Genomic DNA, 16,285 nt, shown 5'->3' with positions numbered 1-16,285 from the left:
TTCAGTTATCCAACCCATAATAAAACTATATACTTGAGCGAGTTACCTGTTGTCCGAAGGATAAGCGATGAGATCCTTACTACTCTTTTCTTTTTTACTCTTAGGCGGCTGCAGCACCATGCCTGACAGCCTGCAAGTGGCAGACGAAAACCGTCTTGTCAGCTACCCGCAAGTGGCCGCGAATGCCGAGGCAGTCAAAGGTGAGCCAGCCCGATGGGGTGGGGTGATTGCCAATGTGCAGAATCAGCAGGATGCCACCTTGGTGGAAATGCTGCATTACCCCATCAGGAGCTCTGGCCGCCCTTTGATCAGTGATCAAAGCATTGGTCGTTTCCGGGTGTATGTGGACGGCTTCCTCGACCCCATGGTGTTTAAGCCCGGCCGGTCAGTGACTGTCTCCGGTCAGGTAATTGGTATCGAAGAAGGGCTGGTGGGTGAGCACACCTATCAATTCCCGACCTTACATGCCAGCGGTTACCACTTGTGGCAGGAAGTGGCGGAAGTGGATGTGACCACCATCAGCGTTGGCTTTGGTCACTGGCCTTACTATCGACATGGTTGGTACGCTCCCCATAGCTGGTATATGTTTCCCTATCACCAGCGGGTGATTGTGCGCGGTCGCGGCGGTCTTAGCTCTGGCGGTGCTTCTTCACCCTCACCGGCCACGCCGCCGGCCACAGAGCGACCCAAACCTTCATTTCAGCAGCAGGAAACCCGCTCCCGCCGGGTGGCTGAAGATATGGGTAATATCAAAGAGCAGTAGGCAAAATATTGCCGTTGCCATAGGCAAGGCGGCAATGAAATGTTAAAAAGGCGGCAAAACATTGCCGCCTTTTTTGCTATGCAAGCTGTCCAATTTTCTCTATCTCATCTTCAATTAGCCGGGTTACGCTGTGGTGATCCTTTAGGTCCCAAAGTATTGGCGCTGCACGGCTGGCTGGATAATGCTGCCAGTTTTTTGCCCCTTTCAGGCTTTATGCAAAACGTGGATTTCCTCGCCCTGGATTTTGCCGGCCATGGCCATTCTGCTCACCGCAGCCCTGATGCCCATTACCATTTAATGGATTGGGTGCAGGATATTCATGCTCTGGTGGAGTCCTTGGGCTGGCAGCAATTTCATATCCTGGGCCATTCCATGGGCGGTATTGTCGGCTCTTTGTATAGCGCCTGTTTTCCGGAAAGGGTGTTGACCCTGACCATGCTGGAGGCTTTTGGGCCATTGACTCAGGAAGCACAAACCAGTGCCCAGCAGCTGCGCGATTCGGTCCTCAGTCGTTTGGAGATCGAAAAGAAAGAAGCCCGTCATCCGCCCTCATTTTCTAAAGCGGTGATTGCGCGAACGATGGCAGGGGATATCGATAAGGAGTCGGCCCGTATTTTGGTCGAGCGTAACTTGGTTGAAACAGACGATGGACTTAAATGGCGCACCGACCGGCGCCTGCGCACGATCTCATCATTGCGGATGACGGATGAGCAGGCCAAAGCATTTCTTTGCGGGATCCAATGTCCTGTGTTGGCCGTAAGAGGAGAGTCCGGTTTTGAAAAAATTAGGATCAATCAGGCTAAGCGTCGTGAATGGATTGTTAACCTTAAAGAAAGTAGCTGTGAGGGTGGACACCACTTTCATATGCAGCAACCACAGGTGCTAGCTGAACAGCTTCGGGCATTTTGGGGCCTAAATCAGCCTTGATAGAAGCTAGATTTTGCCCAAAAGGTTAATTTGGCGTTGATTGTGCTGCGTTTTCCCGTTTAACTTTGTTAATGCTTTGGCTACTATTGTGGTCTGGCCGGGTTAACCTGTTGACCAAGCTAAATAATCGGTCCATTCCCTACAAGGACCGAAGGAACATACAACAAGAATGACGACAAGTGTGCCGCAGGAGGCAATGTGGAAAAGATTTGGCTGAAACATTACCCTGACGCCGTTCCGGCAGAGATAGACCCCGACCATTATTCTTCCATTGTGGATATCCTCGAGCAGTCGATATCCAAATTCAAAAACAACGTTGCCTATATCAACATGGGCCGTGAAATGACTTTTGCCGAGTTGGACAAGCAAACCAAGGCGTTTGCCGCTTACCTGCAAGGCATGGGGCTGGTAAAAGGAGATGCGGTTGCGGTTATGATGCCCAACCTGCTGCAAAATCCGGTCTCTATTTTCGGGATCCTGCGAGCCGGTTTGACCGTGGTCAACGTTAACCCGCTATATACGGCCCGTGAGCTAAAGCATCAACTCAACGACGCCGGTGCCAAGGCCATCGTGATCATCGAAAACTTCGCCCATACCCTGGCCGAAGTAGTGGAAGATACCGGTATCAAAAAGGTTTTCCTGACTAGTGCCGGCGACATGCTGCCTGCACCAAAGCGCTGGCTGGTGAACTTCGTTGTTAAACACGTGAAAAAGGCGGTTCCACCTTTTCATCTCAAAAACGCCATGGCTTTTATGGACGCACTCAAGGCCGGTCAATCCATGCCTTACAAGCGTCCTGAACTGACAGGAGATTGCATTGCTTTCCTGCAGTATACCGGTGGCACCACCGGTGTATCTAAAGGCGCCATGCTGACGCATAGAAACCTGATAGCTAACCTGGAGCAAGTCTCCAATATTCTGGAAATGGCCATCGAAGAAGGCAAGGAGTTGGTGGTGACGGCGCTACCGCTCTACCATATCTTTGCCCTGACCGCGAACTGCCTGGTCTTCGTTAAATACGGTTGCCGCAACCTGCTGATCACCAATCCGCGTGATATGCCTGGCTTTGTCAAAGAGCTGAGTAAATACCCCTTTACGGTGATTACCGGTGTGAACACGCTGTTCAACGGTTTGCTGAACACTCCCGGGTTTAAGGATCTGGATTTTTCCGGCCTTAAGTTTGTGCTCGGTGGTGGTATGGCGGTACAACGCCCTGTGGCCGAGAGATGGCAAGCGGTGACCGGTAAGGTATTGCTTGAAGGTTATGGATTAACCGAATGTTCACCCGCCGTCTGTATTACCCAGCCCGATATCGGCCGTTACACCGGCTCCATTGGATATCCCTTGCCGTCAACGGACATTAAGTTGATGGATGAGGAGGGCAACGAAGTGCCACCAGGCGAGCCTGGTGAGATGTATGTGAAAGGCCCGCAGGTGATGAAAGGCTACCTCAACCGTGAAGAAGCCACGGCCGATGTCCTGAAAGACGGTTGGTTGGCTACCGGCGATGTGGCGCGTATGGACGAAGAGGGTCTTTTCTATATTGTTGACCGTAAGAAAGATATGATTTTGGTCTCTGGCTTTAACGTCTTCCCCAATGAGGTGGAAGAAGTGGCGGCCATGCACGAAGGCGTTGCCGAAGTGGCTGCGGTGGGCGTGCCCAGCGAAAGCACGGGTGAGGCGGTCAAATTGTTCGTGGTCAAGAAAGATCCGTTGTTGACCGAAAAAGATTTGATTGCCCATTGCCGCAAGCACCTCACAGGTTATAAGGTGCCCAAACAAGTCGAGTTTCGTCCTGATCTTCCCAAGACCAACGTCGGTAAAATATTGCGACGTGAACTTCGGAGTTAACCAATACAGGCCGGCAATCGCCGGCCTTTTGTTATATACATGAATTATCAATACATTAAAGATAAAGACGCCCTGGTAACCTATTGCCAGCGCGCACAAACCAAGCCTTTTATTGCCGTTGACACCGAATTCGTCCGCACCAGAACCCTGACCCCGCAAATTGGTTTGGTGCAACTTTATGATGGTGAACAGTTAGCATTGGTCGATCCCATTGCCATCAGGGAGCTTTCTGCTCTGGCTAACCTGCTGAGTAATCCCAAGGTCATTAAAGTATTACATTCCTGTTCGGAAGATCTCGATACCTTCTGGACAGCCCTTGGTGTGATGCCCAACCCTTTGTTCGACACCCAGTTTGCCACCAGTTTGCTGAATCAGGGCACGTCAGTGGGGTATGCCAAGCTGGTTGAACAACGTCTTGGCGTCAGCCTGGATAAGGGCGAATCCCGCACCGACTGGCTGGCCAGACCCTTGAGTGAACAGCAGTTGGCCTACGCGGCTAACGATGTGTATTACCTTTATCAGCTATTTTCGCCTATCGCCGCTGAAATCGAAGCCTTAGGGCGTACTGCCTGGGTACTGGAGGAGTCAGCGCAGTTGGCGGCGCGCAAACGCCAGGATCTGCCCAGCGAATACGCTTACCTGACTATTAAGAACAACTGGTTACTCAGCGGTCGTGGGTTGGCTTGTTTGAAAGCCTTAGCCGCCTGGCGACTCGAAAAAGCCAGAACCCGCAATCTCGCCCTTAACTTTGTGATCAAGGAGGGGGCGCTGGTCAATATTGCCAGGCGTCAACCCGCCAACAAAAATGCCCTTTATGCCATCCCCGAAATGGCTCCGCAGGATGTGCGTCGACACGGTGAAGAGTTGCTGGATATTCTGGATAACGTGAACCGCCTGCCGCCAGAGCATTATCCGGCCAATGTTGAACGGTTGGTGGATTTTCCTGCCTATAAGAAAACCTCAGCCAACCTGCGTCATTATTGTGAAGAAGTGGCGTCACAATTGGCCATTCCGGTTGAGTTACTCGGTTCAAAAAAACAGATAAACCAATTGCTAAAGTGGCTGTGGTTCACACTCGATGAGAGTAAACTAATGGGGCAGGTTCCTGAATTAATATCCGGCTGGCGATTGCCATTACTTCGTGACGGGATCTGCCGTATTACGGGCGTAAAGTTCGACTAATACAAGCAATGCCTATTGTTGCCAGCCGAAGGAGTAAGAATTTTAGATGTTGTGCGCTATCTATAAGAGCAGCAAAAAAGACGAGACCTATCTATTTGTCCCCAAGCGGGATGATTTCTCCTCTGTACCCACAGAATTAATGCAACACTTTGGTACCCCAAAACTGGTCATGGTGACCGTCATCAAGCCTGATGCCAAGTTGGCCATCAGCGACACCGTTAAGGTGCGAGAGGCGCTGGAAGACAAAGGTTTCTACCTACAGTTGCCGCCGCCAAAAGAGAACCTGCTGGAAAAACACAAGGCAGAACAAAAGCTAATGGGGGAAAGCAAAAATGCGTAAGTGGATGTTGGGGCTGGCTTTTTTTACCAGCCAAGCAGTGCTGGCCCAAACCGAAGGCAAACCCAGCTTTGAGGACTATGTGCAAAGCCTTAAGGTTGAAGCAATTCAACAAGGGTTTACTCAAACTTTTGTGGATGACGCCTTTGCCGATGTGAGCTTTTTGCAGCGCTCGGTAAAAGCCGATAAAAACCAGCCGGAATTCAAACTGACCCTGGATAAGTACCTCAGTACGCGGGTGCCGGAGTGGAAGGTTCAGCAAGCCGTTAAGTTGTATAAAGAACACCAAAGCGTGCTAGAGGATATTGGTAAAAAGTTTGGCGTACAGCCTCGCTTCATTGTGGCCTTATGGGGTAACGAAAGTAACTTTGGCAAGATCCAGGGTAACTTCCCAATGATTTCTGCGCTCACTACCATGGCCTATGATGGTCGCCGTGAAGACCTATTTAAAAAGCAGTTGTTTGCTGCCCTGAAGATCCTCAATGAAGGCCATATTGAGAAGGAAAAATTTGTTGGCTCGTGGGCCGGTGCCATGGGCCAAAGCCAGTTTATGCCTACGTCTTTCCTGTCTTACGCCTACGATTATGATGGTGATGGCAAGAAAGACATCTGGGGCAATCAGGCTGATGTGTTTGCCTCTATCGCTAACTATTTAAGCACCGTGGGATGGGATGCTTCTCAAACCTGGGGGCGCCAGGTCAAATTGCCCGCCGGTTTTGATACCAGCCTGACGGGATTGGAAAAGAGCAAAATGCGTACCCTGTCCGAGTGGCAGAAGCTGGGGGTGCGTCGTTACGATGGCGCTGATTTGCCAAGCCGCGATCTGATGGCCAGTATGATCATGCCGGATGATGCCAAGGGCCGTATCTATCTGGTCTACGACAATTTCCATACGCTGATGAACTGGAACCGTTCTACCTATTTTGGCAGCGCGGTATGTTATCTCTCCGACAAGATTAAGGCAGGCATCGATGACGATAGCGTATCGGCACCTGGACAATAAAGGTCTGCCTATTGCCTTGCCTGTTGGCAAGGCGGTTTGTGTGGGACGCAACTACCTGGATCATGTGCAGGAGTTAAACAATGAGGTGCCTGAACAGGCCTTGTTGTTTATTAAGCCATCCACCTCGTTTGTGCCTTTCGCTGAGGCGGTGACCATTCCAAGCGGGCAGGGGCCTTGCCATAATGAGCTTGAACTGGCATTACTTATTGGCAAACCCTTAAAGAATGCCACCCCACAGCAGGCCATGGAGGCTATTTGGGGCGTAGGCTTAGCCTTGGACCTGACCTTGCGAGAGGTGCAGGACAGCCTTAAAGCCAAGGGCCAGCCTTGGGAGCGAGCAAAAGCCTTTGACGGCAGCTGTCCGTTAAGCGGCTTTGTGCCTGCCCAACAACTTGGCGATTTGCAGCAGCTTGGTTTTAGCCTTGAAGTCAACGGCGTATCTCGCCAACGTGGGGATGCCAGGCTGATGATCCGCGATATCCCATCCTTACTCTGTGAGATTTCCCACTGTTTTACCCTCGAACCTGGCGATCTGGTGTTAACCGGCACGCCAAAAGGGGTAGGGCCGCTTAATCCAGGCGATGCTCTCAATGCCAGACTTGACGGACATTTGCAGGCACAGGCAAAGGTTCAGCATGCTTGAGAAAGACTTCTGGCTGCATAAATCCTTATTGGAAATGAATGATGAGGAATGGGAAGCCCTGTGTGACGGTTGTGGCAAGTGTTGTCTGAATAAATTTATTGATGAAGAGGAAGAGGATCCGGCTAAGGAAACCGTGCATTTCACCAATATTTCCTGTTACCTGCTTAACAGTAAAACCTGTGAATGCAGTCAGTATCAAAAGCGCATGCAACTGGTGCCGGACTGCGTCAAACTGACCCGCGAGAATCTGAAAAACATCAATTTCATGCCGCTTAGTTGCAGTTATCGCCGCTTGCATGAAGGGCGGGAGCTGCCTTCCTGGCATCCACTTCTGAACAAGGGCAAAAAGTCGGCGATGCATAGTGCAGGGATGTCGGTACGGGGCAAAATTATCTCCGAACATGATGTGCCTATGGTGCATTTTGAAGACTACATTGTGCTGTGGCCCATGGCCGATATCGACTGATCCACTTTTCCTCACTAGACTGACATCAGTTGATGTTTTCAGTCTGAGGCAATGGTAAAGCTCGTTCTTACTTTATTCATGTTGTTCAGTGCATGGTCTGTTGCTCAGGATTCAGTCCCGACGCGCCTGACGGTGGGCATTCAACAGATCAATCACTATCCTCACTACGACATTACCTCTGGTCACTTCCGGGGCTTTGCTGCGGATCTGTTGGCGTTGTTTACCGAGCATGAAGGGTTGCAACTCTCCTACGTAGCCCTGCCGGTTAAGCGGCAAAGTGCAGCCTTGGAGGACAGCGTGGATTTGCTGTATCCGGACAACCCTAAATGGCAGGCTTTACGCGAAGGCGACGATGGTCGTTTTTTCAGCCAGGAAGTGATCCGCATTCTCGGCGTTTCGTTGGTCAAACCCGACTTGGCAGATATCACTATCGACAAGGTAAAAACCCTGGCCGTGGTGCGTGGCTTTACGCCAACCTTGTGGATGGACTTGCAACCGGATTATCGATTTCAATTTGTGGAAGTCAGTGACAACCTGACTGCGGCGATGATGGCTTTAAAGGACCGGGTCACGGCTGCAGAAGGCGAGTACAACGTGCTTTTTCATCAGTTAAAGCGCTTGTCTTTGGCAGACAGCCTGGTGGTCGCCAGGCAACTGCCTGTGTCTCATGTGGGCTACCACCTTTCCAGTTTGAAATATCCACAGATTATTAATCGCTTCGATCAGTTTTTGGTTGACCAGCGCCAGCAAATTGATGAATTGATTGAGCAGTATGGCCTGATTCAAAGCCTGCCCAAACAGAGCGCGCCATAAAAAATCCCGCCAGTTGGCGGGATTTTTATGAATTCTGCAGGTTATTCGCTATTGATTAACCGATACGGCTCAGCAGTTCCTGGCCGATGGGGCTTGCGATATGGCCATTGGCTTCGGCCCACTGTTGCAGCGCCATACCGTCTTGTTCGGCGTTGGTCAGCTCGGACTTGCTCATTTTCTTGATCATGTAAGTGCCTACCTCAACCGCGTTATTCTCCATGGAGTAACGGATCAGGCTGCTACCGCCACAGCTTACGCCGTTGTAGTAGTCACCCAGACGCAGGTTGTAGTCGTCCTGTACCTTCTTCATTTTCTTACGCAGTTCTGACTTGTCATCGTTCTTAACGATGGTGCAGATGTTTTGTAGATCATCGTTGATGTCAGCGAAAGTTACAGGGCTGAAAGCAACGGCAGACAGAGCGGTCAACAGGGCGATAGTAGATTTTTTCATGGCAGAGCCTCTTAAGTTAAAAATTGGTTAACGGTCTTGACGGAATGTAGTGTAGGAAAATTAGCCGGGCGTTACAGTACCTAAAATGGTACATAAGTATGAGTTTGTATACGGGCTTGAAATTGAGTGTGATGGGTGAGGCTGATACGCCCCTAAAAAGCAGACACTTTTGTTATGCGCATTTTCGGCAAACTACTCAGCTTGTTATAAGTTCTTCTCGTTTTCTTTGTTGTGCCAAACTCGCAAAATATAAACAGTGCGGTCGGTAATTAAATACCGCAGGGTGTAATCGCTGACATATAGGTCCCGGATTCTTTCGGGATCAGGCGCTTTAATCACTGGCAAGCCAATTTCGGGAAACTGCTTTAGCCTGGAAACACCCTCTTGAAGATCAATTGCGATTCGTCGAGCAGCATATGGATTTTTCACTTCAACAAACTCGACAATTCGTTGAAGGTCTTCGAGCGATTCCGGGGAATACCTTACTTCAATCATTTAGGTGGCGCTTTGCGCTCACCAGTACCCCAGTTGTTCAACCAGGCATTCACATCCGCTTCAGCAATGGATTTGCCTGACTTAATAGACTCCATGGCCTCAAGTGTGTCTGACCACCTGGAGTCCTCGAGGGAATGCCTTGCCAAAAACTCTTTAATCGCTTGATTTATAAGATAGTTTTTACTTCTATCCAGCTTGCTGGCTAAAGATTCAAGTGGCTTATCTATGTCATCGGCTAAGCGTATACTTGTAATACCCATCGAAACATACCCCTGTATTCGTATGTATTACATCTTAGTACATGCATACGCTCAGGACTAGCGTGATTTATAACGCCCCATAACGGGCAATAACACGTAGGCTAAAATGCGAGGGAAGCGAATGAGCCTACGTGTTATTGCCCCAACGAGCCCGCGAGCGAGTTTATGCGCTTGTTATGTTTTTCTACTACAGCGCATGGTTACCAATTACTCGCATACTCTTCATTCGCTTTAAACGCTTCGACCTCAAAAGGAGCTTTGTCGTACCCATATTCTGCTAAATCCGAGAAGTGCTGAGTTATTATGTGATCGAGACTGGTTCGCTCAATCTGAAGTACGTGCACCAATTCATGAGCTAGCTTTGGCCTATTCAGTTCATAACCATTACGAACATAAATTGAATAACCAAACACTTGGGCGTTGTTGATAATACCTTCACCAATAAATCCGAGTGCTTCACCTAGTGTTTTCAGCGCAAAGTTTTCGTACGGGAACGGAACTTCATCCACATACACAATCCTAACTTTTTTTGGGTTTTGGATTCCTATATCGGTTGCTAAAGACAGTTCCTGAGCATTTAAAGGTGATCCAGATTCCAAACCTTGTTTATCAGTTTCATACGCCCAGTCAATATACTGTGGTAGTAAGATATTTGAGATAATTTTCTCGTATGACAGTACAGCTCCGATAATGGCAACGACCAATATGAGCGTTGTAAACTTGATGAACTTCATGAATTTCAAATCCCTTTTAAAAAAATTCTAGTGGTTTGCAAAAACATAACGCAAAGCACACGGGCGGAAAAACGCGTTAGCGTTTGACGTCCCAGTGGCCGCAGGCCACGAGTGATGCGCCTTGTTATACATCATCTTTTAACAACTTATGAAGCGCATCTATACGCTTATTAATTCTTTTGCTTTCAGCATGCAATTCTGAACTCATACCAAATATAAGAATTAAAAAAACATACGAAACAGGTTGCTGAGCAACTTCTGGATACATGAATAGAATAAAGGCCATTGCAAGCACCATGCTTGCAAATCTAATGATACTGCCTTTCCAATTTGGGCGGAGTTTTTCAAACTCATCTAAGAGTGCTTGCTTCTTTAGCATGCTATTAAAAAGTGAATGAGCTTCAACTTGATCTTTGTCCATCAAATGTACCTATTGTGATGTATAACAGCTTATTAGATTGAATTCGCGATAATGTCCGCGGTTGATTTTGTGCAATTTCCCTTTGTTCTTCATTTTAATCCTTTAACTTCAAGCTATTAGCCTGTATCGGGGGGCGTTGTCAGCCGCGTGCTTGCGGGGGAAAGTGAGAACTGAGTGTAAACGAGGTCTCGATAAAAACGCAATGCTCAGAATATTTTCAATATTAACAATGCGTTAGAGGATTGTACGGCGGCGAAAGTGAGAATTAATTCTCGATAATGTCGGAGCAAAACAGCCAAAATCGGGGTTTCTTATTATAACTGTGCATGCACACAGCTGTTTGGGGGCAGCCTCGCTCATCAGTCATCAGTCATCAGTCATCAGTCATCAGTCATCAGTCATCAGTCATCAGTCATCAGTCATCACTCCTCACTTCCGGCTTCTTCCTTCGCTGTCTTATAGCCCACCAGGCGGGCGCCCAGTTGGCGCAGTTTTTCCAGTGCCAGTAAGCAAGCGGCTACAGCTGCGACGGAGAGCAGAACCCCGCCAAGGCCAAGTTGTTCCCTGGTGGCATAGACAGTCCAGAAATATTGCAGTACACAGAGCGCGGCGACGACCAGGAGGGTGGGTTTACGTCCAATCTTAGCTACCACATAAGCGCCAAGGGGCGCGCCTAAGGCGACGACGGGCGCGGCCGCCAGCCACTTTTCGAATACGCCAGGTGTCAGGCCTGTGCCTAAGAGCTTAACGCCTACGCCTAGGACTGAGGTAAAGGCCATAATCAGCACTGAGGTAGGAATGGCGATTTTCATATCGGCCCGGCACAACAGCACCAGGGCACAGTAAATCACCATGTCGATGCCCACGCCCGTCGTGGCCGCAACGGTGGCCCCGGCCGATAAGCCCAGCCACAGGCCAAGGCGAAAATCCCAGCGCTCACTGATTTCGGTCATACCGCTGTGCGCCGTGATTTCCTGCAGGCGATAAAGATGCAAAAGTCCGAAGCTGGCCCAGATCACGGCAAAGATCATCTTGATCCAAAGCTCGGGCACAAAGGGCGCGATAAACCATATTCCAAGGGGCGTGCCCACCAACGCGCCAAGCATAGCGCCCTTGAGCATGGCCCAGGCAAGCGGCTGGCGGCTGGCCAGAATGAAAATACTGGCGCTGGTCATGCCGACACTTTGTATGGCAAAACTAAAGTCCCGGCCAAGGCTGGCGGATTGTTCAAACAGCAGCACCAGGATGGGAAAACCGACACTACCGCCTCCCATGGGGGTTGAACCAGCGGCGTAGCTGCCAAATAGCATGGCCACGGCCATGGGCCAGTTTTCTGTGGTTTGTTGCCAATAACCCTGGTTAATGACCAGATAAAGCCAGACTGAATAAAAAAGTGCCAGGGCAGCAAACCATATCCATAGCCGCTGCTTTGGCTGACGTTTTTGTTGGCTGGGGACCGGGCTTGCCATTATCTGCATCAGGCCTTGATTTTCACGCAGTTACGACCGGCTTTTTTGGCGTCATACAGGGCCAGATCTGCTTGTTTCATCACGCTTTGAAATTCACTTGCCTCTTTGCTGCGACTGGCAATACCAAAGCTACAGGTGACTTTTACGGTTTTTTGCTTAGCTTGTTTTTGCGGCTTGGCGGATTTGCTCTTTTTCTTCGGTCGGTCTTTGGCGCGGATGACCATGGCATAGTCCTGAATAGCCTGTCGTAAGGCATCAACATGGGGCACGACCTGCTCGGGGTCTTTACCGGCAAACACCAGGGTAAATTCTTCACCACCATAGCGAAAAGCCTTACCGCCGCCAGTCACTTTACGAAGTTTGCTGGCCACCAGCTTCAGGACCTGATCGCCTACATCATGGCCGTAGGTATCATTAAAGGATTTAAAGTGGTCGATATCTGCCATTACCACCACATAGCGTTTACCCAAGGTTTGCACATATTGCATCAGCGCCCTTCGGCCCGGAATGCCGGTCAGTTCATCTCGAAAGGCCATATCGTGGCTGTCCATGATTACCGACAGCATATACAGCACTGCTAGGGTAAATACACAGAGGCGGGTGGTCAGCAGGGCATTGCTTGGTGCAAAGGCCAAGATGGGCAGTAGCAACAGGCTGACATAAAGCACTGCGTTATTGTTGGTGGGCCTGCGCAGCAAGGCGACAAAGCCCAGTAACCAGGCCAAGAGCACATAAATGCCTTGCACCGGGGCTACATTAGCGGGTAACCAAAGGGTCAACTGGTTGCTGACAACAACCGGCAAGACTTGCCTTTGCTGACTGGTAAATTCCAGAAGCAGCTGACTGGCGACGCCCATTAGCGCCAACATTACCAGTGGTAGTAACAGGTTTACAGGTGCAAAGCCTTTGTCTTTGGCAAAAAGCAGATACACCATGCCTGCCATTAAACACAGATGCACAGAAAATCCCCTCAGGTAGCTGGCTAGGGGAGAGTCTGGCGGCAATAACAATAATCCCAGCAGTACACAGCAAAACAGCATACGGCTGCGCCCAAAGCGCCAAGCCATGGCGCCACAAAGGATAAGGGCCACGCCGGGAAGATAGGTCAAATGTGAGGACCATTGGCTGATCAGATGATGGCCGCTTTGGGCCAGATACAGGGCGATGCCAAGCAGTAACAGTGCGGGAAGGCTACGTTTTACCAGCAAACTCAGATTCAGCAATTCTGGACTCCTTTGCATCGAGGCCTGCATTTTATGGAATTTTTATGGATTTGTCTTGGCAAGGGCGGTCTTTGCCCTTCTAATGAATAGCTATTCCTCCAAGCTGAAGCACAGGGCATTCCGTGAACCAGACGATAGTCGCACTGATGATGTTTTTGTTCAGTTGGCAATTGAGTGCCAAGGAATTGGTGATTGCGGTCGAGCGTATTGATTACTTTCCTCATTATGACTTTACCGATCACAGCAATCCCACATACGCCAGTGAGCTTTTGGCCATGTTCGCCGAAGCATATGGCCACCGTCTGGTGTTCTTGCCTTTTCCTATAAAGCGAGCCAAGCGAGAGCTATTGCAAAACCCTGAAGTGGATTTCCTGTTTCCGGACAATCCAGCCTGGGCAGATTTTCAGGAAGACGGTCAAGAGCGCCATTTTAGCGCGCCTCTGGTTCATATTCTGGGTGGCACCATGGTGCGTCCTGAGCGCTTGGGGCAGGGCTTGCACGAGTTTCGAACTTTAGCTGTGCCCTTGGGATTTACCCCCATAGAGTGGCTGAAACTGCAAACTAATGTGCGTATTGTGGAAGTGCCCAATGCCGCATCAGCTCTTGGCCTGGTGCTAAAGCAACGGGTAGATGGCGCCGACGTGGAATATAATGTCGCGCGTCACTATCTGGAGCAAGTGGGGGCACCTGATACATTGGTGATGGATCCCAGTTTGCCGTTTTCGCCAGTGGGTTTTCATTTATCCAGCCTCAAATCACCTGAGATTATCGAGCAGCTCAATCAATTTCTTATTAAAGAAGAAGTCAAAATTCAGGCCTTGAAACAGAAGTTCCGCTTGGTGGAAACCTTAGCCGATCTCAATGCACGCCAGGCGCAACGTCATTCGTCTTTGAAATAAAACTTATCGTAAAAGGTATACACCCAGGCAGGGCGATAGATAATCAGCAGGGTCATGGTCATGCCGTTGAGCATGGCTTCGGGAAATAGCAGCAGTGGGATCAATACCAGGTAATTGTCCATCACGGTCTGCCAGTCATAAAGGCCATCCAGATTATAGTAAAAGCCGATAGCGGCCATCTTTAGGGCGATCATCAAAGCGCCCGGCAAAAACGCGCAGACAAATACATAAACCAGAAAATGCCGTGGCAACCTATGAAAAGACAGGTTGTAGATAAGGTAACTGAGCACTACCGGCAACATCACGCCAAGCAGGCCATTAATGCCAAACAGGGCCCAACTTTCCTTACCCACCGCGGTAATACCAATCAACGCCAGCATGGCACTGAATAAGGCCCGGCGAAGGCCCAACAGCAACGTAAGGGCTGTTAACCACAAAAAATGCACATTGAGGCCGTCATGAATGCCGGCGCGAAACAGCCAAAGTACAAACATCGAAGCGGCCGAGCCGAAAACCAGATGTTGGCTTTGCTTATCCTGCAATAAGGCGCCCAACGGCAGGCGATAGATAACAAAGCCCATCAGTCCCAGATATAACATCCAGGCGATGGCTTGCCATAAACTAAGGCTGTCGAGGGCACTCATGCTTTATTGATACACTGCCCAGATAGGGGCGTGATCTGAAGGCTTTTCTATACCACGCAACTCATAGTCGATGCCGGCTTCTGTGAGCTTTTTATGCAGTGCATCGGTTGCCAGGATCAGGTCAATGCGCAGGCCGCGGTTATCGTCAAAACCTTTGGAGCGATAGTCAAACCAGCTGTATTGATCTACCACCTCGGGGTTGAGGCTACGGAAGCTGTCGAAGAATCCCCAGTCTATCAACCGGTTCATCCATTGACGCTCTTCTGGCAGGAAGCTGCATTTGCCGGTTTTCAGCCAGCGCAGGCGGTTCTGTTCGCCGATACCAATATCCTGATCCTGATGGGAAATATTCAGATCGCCCATCACTATCAACTGCTCATCGGGAGCATGATGGTCGTCCAGATACTGCATCAAATCGGCGTAGAACTTGCGTTTGGCCGGATACTTGATTTCATGATCCTGACTTTCCCCTTGCGGAAAATAGCCGTTGAGTATGCGCACTTTAGAGCCGTCTTCCAGGGCGTAGGTGGCCATAATCATGCGTCGCTGGGCATCTTCACCATCACCGGGGAAGCCGTATTGCACTGCTTCAGGAGACTGCTTGGAAAGCAGGGCCACGCCGTAATGGCCTTTTTGCCCATGAAAATGGACCTGATAGCCCATGGCTTCCACATCTTCACGGGGAAACTGTTCATCGCTGACCTTGGTTTCCTGCAGGCCGATGACATCGGGTTGGTGTTTGTCGATCAGGGCCTGAAGTTGATGAAGGCGTGCACGCAAGCCATTGATATTAAAAGAAACTACTTTCATGAATATTCAGTCTTGAAAACATTGTGTCTTATATTACCAAATGCACCTGCTGACGACTAACCCCAAAACACCATAACTATTTGTACTTTTGCGGTACTTGGCGGTAGGCGGACAGGCCATGCTCATGGCTATCCTCTTCCATCAGCTTGGGTAATTTAACCTTGGGAAAGGCAATTTTTTCATAGGGCAGTTGGGAAAGCAGATGGCTGATGCAATTCAGCCGCGCGGTGCGTTTATGATCGCCGTCCACCACATACCAGGGACAATCCTCGGTGTCGGTATGGGCAAACATTTTGTCCCGGCAGATACTGTACTCGGCCCAATGGCTGCGTGACACTAAATCCATATCGGAGAACTTCCAGCGTTTTACCAGGTTGTTAAGCCGCGACAAGAAGCGTTTCTCCTGAACCTTTTCTGAAATGGCGAACCAATACTTCAGTAGGACAATGCCGGAACGCTGCAACATCCGCTCAAATTCGGGACAATCCAATAAAAAATCGCGATATTCCTCGTCGCTGCAAAAGCCCATGACCTTTTCCACGCCGGCACGGTTGTACCAGCTACGATCGAAAAGTACAATCTCACCCGCGGCCGGCAACTGCTCCACATAGCGCTGGAAATACCATTGATGGCGCTCTTTATCACTGGGTTTGCCCAAAGCAGCTACCCGCACAACACGAGGATTAAGCTTGTCGGTGATGGCTTTAATCACGCCGCCTTTGCCGGCAGCATCGCGCCCCTCAAAGATGACCACCAATTTAATGCCTTTGGCTTTTACCCATTCCTGCAGGTAAACCAACTCCACCTGTAAGGCCTTTAGTTCCTTTGTGTAGTCTTCTTTTTTCATCCCAACACTCCTGACCCGTTATAAGCCCAGTGTTGGGCTACTTTGCA

Annotated in this window: 20 protein-coding genes; 10 read left to right on the top strand and 10 right to left on the bottom strand. The window is 49.8% G+C overall.

The window, feature by feature from the left end:
• The first annotated feature begins 67 nt into the window (after nucleotides 1–67).
• From P2G88_RS16410 to P2G88_RS16370, 9 genes are all read left to right on the top strand, one after another.
• Nucleotides 68–763, top strand: coding sequence for a Slp family lipoprotein (locus tag P2G88_RS16410; RefSeq protein WP_275797911.1), 696 nt, complete (start codon nucleotides 68–70; stop codon nucleotides 761–763).
• A gap of 39 nt (nucleotides 764–802) precedes the next feature.
• Nucleotides 803–1,690, top strand: coding sequence for an alpha/beta hydrolase (locus tag P2G88_RS16405; protein WP_275797910.1), 888 nt, complete (start codon nucleotides 803–805; stop codon nucleotides 1,688–1,690).
• A 198-nt stretch (nucleotides 1,691–1,888) separates the two neighbouring features.
• Entirely contained in the window at nucleotides 1,889–3,541 is a 1,653-nt protein-coding gene (gene fadD, locus P2G88_RS16400; RefSeq protein ID WP_275797909.1) for a long-chain-fatty-acid--CoA ligase FadD, read from the top strand.
• 39 nt (nucleotides 3,542–3,580) lie between these two features.
• Nucleotides 3,581–4,723, top strand: a complete 1,143-nt coding sequence (rnd, locus tag P2G88_RS16395; protein WP_275797908.1) for a ribonuclease D — start codon at nucleotides 3,581–3,583, stop codon at nucleotides 4,721–4,723.
• A gap of 46 nt (nucleotides 4,724–4,769) precedes the next feature.
• Nucleotides 4,770–5,063 carry a YcgL domain-containing protein gene (locus P2G88_RS16390; protein ID WP_275797907.1) on the top strand — a complete coding sequence of 98 codons (294 nt, stop codon included), beginning with the start codon at nucleotides 4,770–4,772 and terminating at the stop codon, nucleotides 5,061–5,063.
• Nucleotides 5,056–6,063: a lytic murein transglycosylase gene (locus P2G88_RS16385; protein WP_275797906.1), complete on the top strand. Its 1,008-nt coding sequence runs from the start codon at nucleotides 5,056–5,058 to the stop codon at nucleotides 6,061–6,063. The genes P2G88_RS16390 and P2G88_RS16385 overlap by 8 nt, the downstream gene beginning before the upstream one ends.
• Nucleotides 6,032–6,706 carry a fumarylacetoacetate hydrolase family protein gene (locus tag P2G88_RS16380; RefSeq protein ID WP_275797905.1) on the top strand — a complete coding sequence of 225 codons (675 nt, stop codon included), beginning with the start codon at nucleotides 6,032–6,034 and terminating at the stop codon, nucleotides 6,704–6,706. The genes P2G88_RS16385 and P2G88_RS16380 overlap by 32 nt, the downstream gene beginning before the upstream one ends.
• Entirely contained in the window at nucleotides 6,699–7,172 is a 474-nt protein-coding gene (locus tag P2G88_RS16375; protein WP_275797904.1) for a YcgN family cysteine cluster protein, read from the top strand. The genes P2G88_RS16380 and P2G88_RS16375 overlap by 8 nt, the downstream gene beginning before the upstream one ends.
• Nucleotides 7,173–7,250: 78 nt before the next feature.
• Complete coding sequence (locus P2G88_RS16370) at nucleotides 7,251–7,985, top strand: hypothetical protein (RefSeq protein WP_275797903.1); 735 nt, start codon at nucleotides 7,251–7,253, stop codon at nucleotides 7,983–7,985.
• A 55-nt stretch (nucleotides 7,986–8,040) separates the two neighbouring features.
• On the opposite strand, the gene P2G88_RS16365 is transcribed toward P2G88_RS16370, so the two are convergent.
• The 7 genes from P2G88_RS16365 to P2G88_RS16335 all read right to left on the bottom strand — a co-directional run bounded on the left by P2G88_RS16365 (nucleotide 8,041) and on the right by P2G88_RS16335 (nucleotide 13,056).
• Nucleotides 8,041–8,436: a DUF3718 domain-containing protein gene (locus tag P2G88_RS16365; RefSeq protein ID WP_275797902.1), complete on the bottom strand. Its 396-nt coding sequence runs from the start codon at nucleotides 8,434–8,436 to the stop codon at nucleotides 8,041–8,043.
• Between the two features lie 204 nt (nucleotides 8,437–8,640).
• Nucleotides 8,641–8,931 (bottom strand): type II toxin-antitoxin system RelE/ParE family toxin, encoded by a 291-nt coding sequence (locus P2G88_RS16360; RefSeq protein ID WP_275797901.1) that lies wholly within the window; start codon nucleotides 8,929–8,931, stop codon nucleotides 8,641–8,643.
• Entirely contained in the window at nucleotides 8,928–9,191 is a 264-nt protein-coding gene (locus tag P2G88_RS16355) for a ribbon-helix-helix protein, CopG family (RefSeq protein WP_275797900.1), read from the bottom strand. The genes P2G88_RS16360 and P2G88_RS16355 overlap by 4 nt, the downstream gene beginning before the upstream one ends.
• A 200-nt stretch (nucleotides 9,192–9,391) precedes the next feature.
• Nucleotides 9,392–9,925, bottom strand: a complete 534-nt coding sequence (locus P2G88_RS16350; RefSeq protein ID WP_275797899.1) for a hypothetical protein — start codon at nucleotides 9,923–9,925, stop codon at nucleotides 9,392–9,394.
• Nucleotides 9,926–10,049: 124 nt separating this feature from the next.
• Nucleotides 10,050–10,346 (bottom strand): hypothetical protein, encoded by a 297-nt coding sequence (locus P2G88_RS16345; protein ID WP_275797898.1) that lies wholly within the window; start codon nucleotides 10,344–10,346, stop codon nucleotides 10,050–10,052.
• A 422-nt stretch (nucleotides 10,347–10,768) separates the two neighbouring features.
• Entirely contained in the window at nucleotides 10,769–11,815 is a 1,047-nt protein-coding gene (locus P2G88_RS16340; protein ID WP_275797897.1) for a sulfite exporter TauE/SafE family protein, read from the bottom strand.
• A gap of 8 nt (nucleotides 11,816–11,823) precedes the next feature.
• Nucleotides 11,824–13,056 (bottom strand): GGDEF domain-containing protein, encoded by a 1,233-nt coding sequence (locus P2G88_RS16335; RefSeq protein WP_275797895.1) that lies wholly within the window; start codon nucleotides 13,054–13,056, stop codon nucleotides 11,824–11,826.
• Between the two features lie 104 nt (nucleotides 13,057–13,160).
• On the opposite strand from P2G88_RS16335, the gene P2G88_RS16330 reads away from it, so the two are divergent.
• Nucleotides 13,161–13,937: a hypothetical protein gene (locus tag P2G88_RS16330; protein WP_275797893.1), complete on the top strand. Its 777-nt coding sequence runs from the start codon at nucleotides 13,161–13,163 to the stop codon at nucleotides 13,935–13,937.
• On the opposite strand, the gene P2G88_RS16325 is transcribed toward P2G88_RS16330, so the two are convergent.
• From P2G88_RS16325 to ppk2, 3 genes are all read right to left on the bottom strand, one after another.
• Nucleotides 13,919–14,581 carry an energy-coupling factor ABC transporter permease gene (locus P2G88_RS16325; RefSeq protein ID WP_275797891.1) on the bottom strand — a complete coding sequence of 221 codons (663 nt, stop codon included), beginning with the start codon at nucleotides 14,579–14,581 and terminating at the stop codon, nucleotides 13,919–13,921. The genes P2G88_RS16330 and P2G88_RS16325 overlap by 19 nt on opposite strands.
• A 3-nt stretch (nucleotides 14,582–14,584) precedes the next feature.
• Nucleotides 14,585–15,391, bottom strand: coding sequence for an exodeoxyribonuclease III (xthA, locus tag P2G88_RS16320; protein ID WP_275797889.1), 807 nt, complete (start codon nucleotides 15,389–15,391; stop codon nucleotides 14,585–14,587).
• A gap of 76 nt (nucleotides 15,392–15,467) precedes the next feature.
• On the bottom strand, nucleotides 15,468–16,238 hold the full coding sequence (gene ppk2 / locus P2G88_RS16315; protein WP_275797887.1) for a polyphosphate kinase 2: 771 nt from the start codon (nucleotides 16,236–16,238) through the stop codon (nucleotides 15,468–15,470).
• Nucleotides 16,239–16,285: the final 47 nt, after the last annotated feature.

Source organism: Aliiglaciecola sp. CAU 1673 (assembly GCF_029223185.1).
GTDB lineage: Bacteria > Pseudomonadota > Gammaproteobacteria > Enterobacterales > Alteromonadaceae > Bowmanella.
Note: the sequence above shows the minus strand (reverse complement) of the source record. Positions and strands in the feature narration are given on the sequence as shown.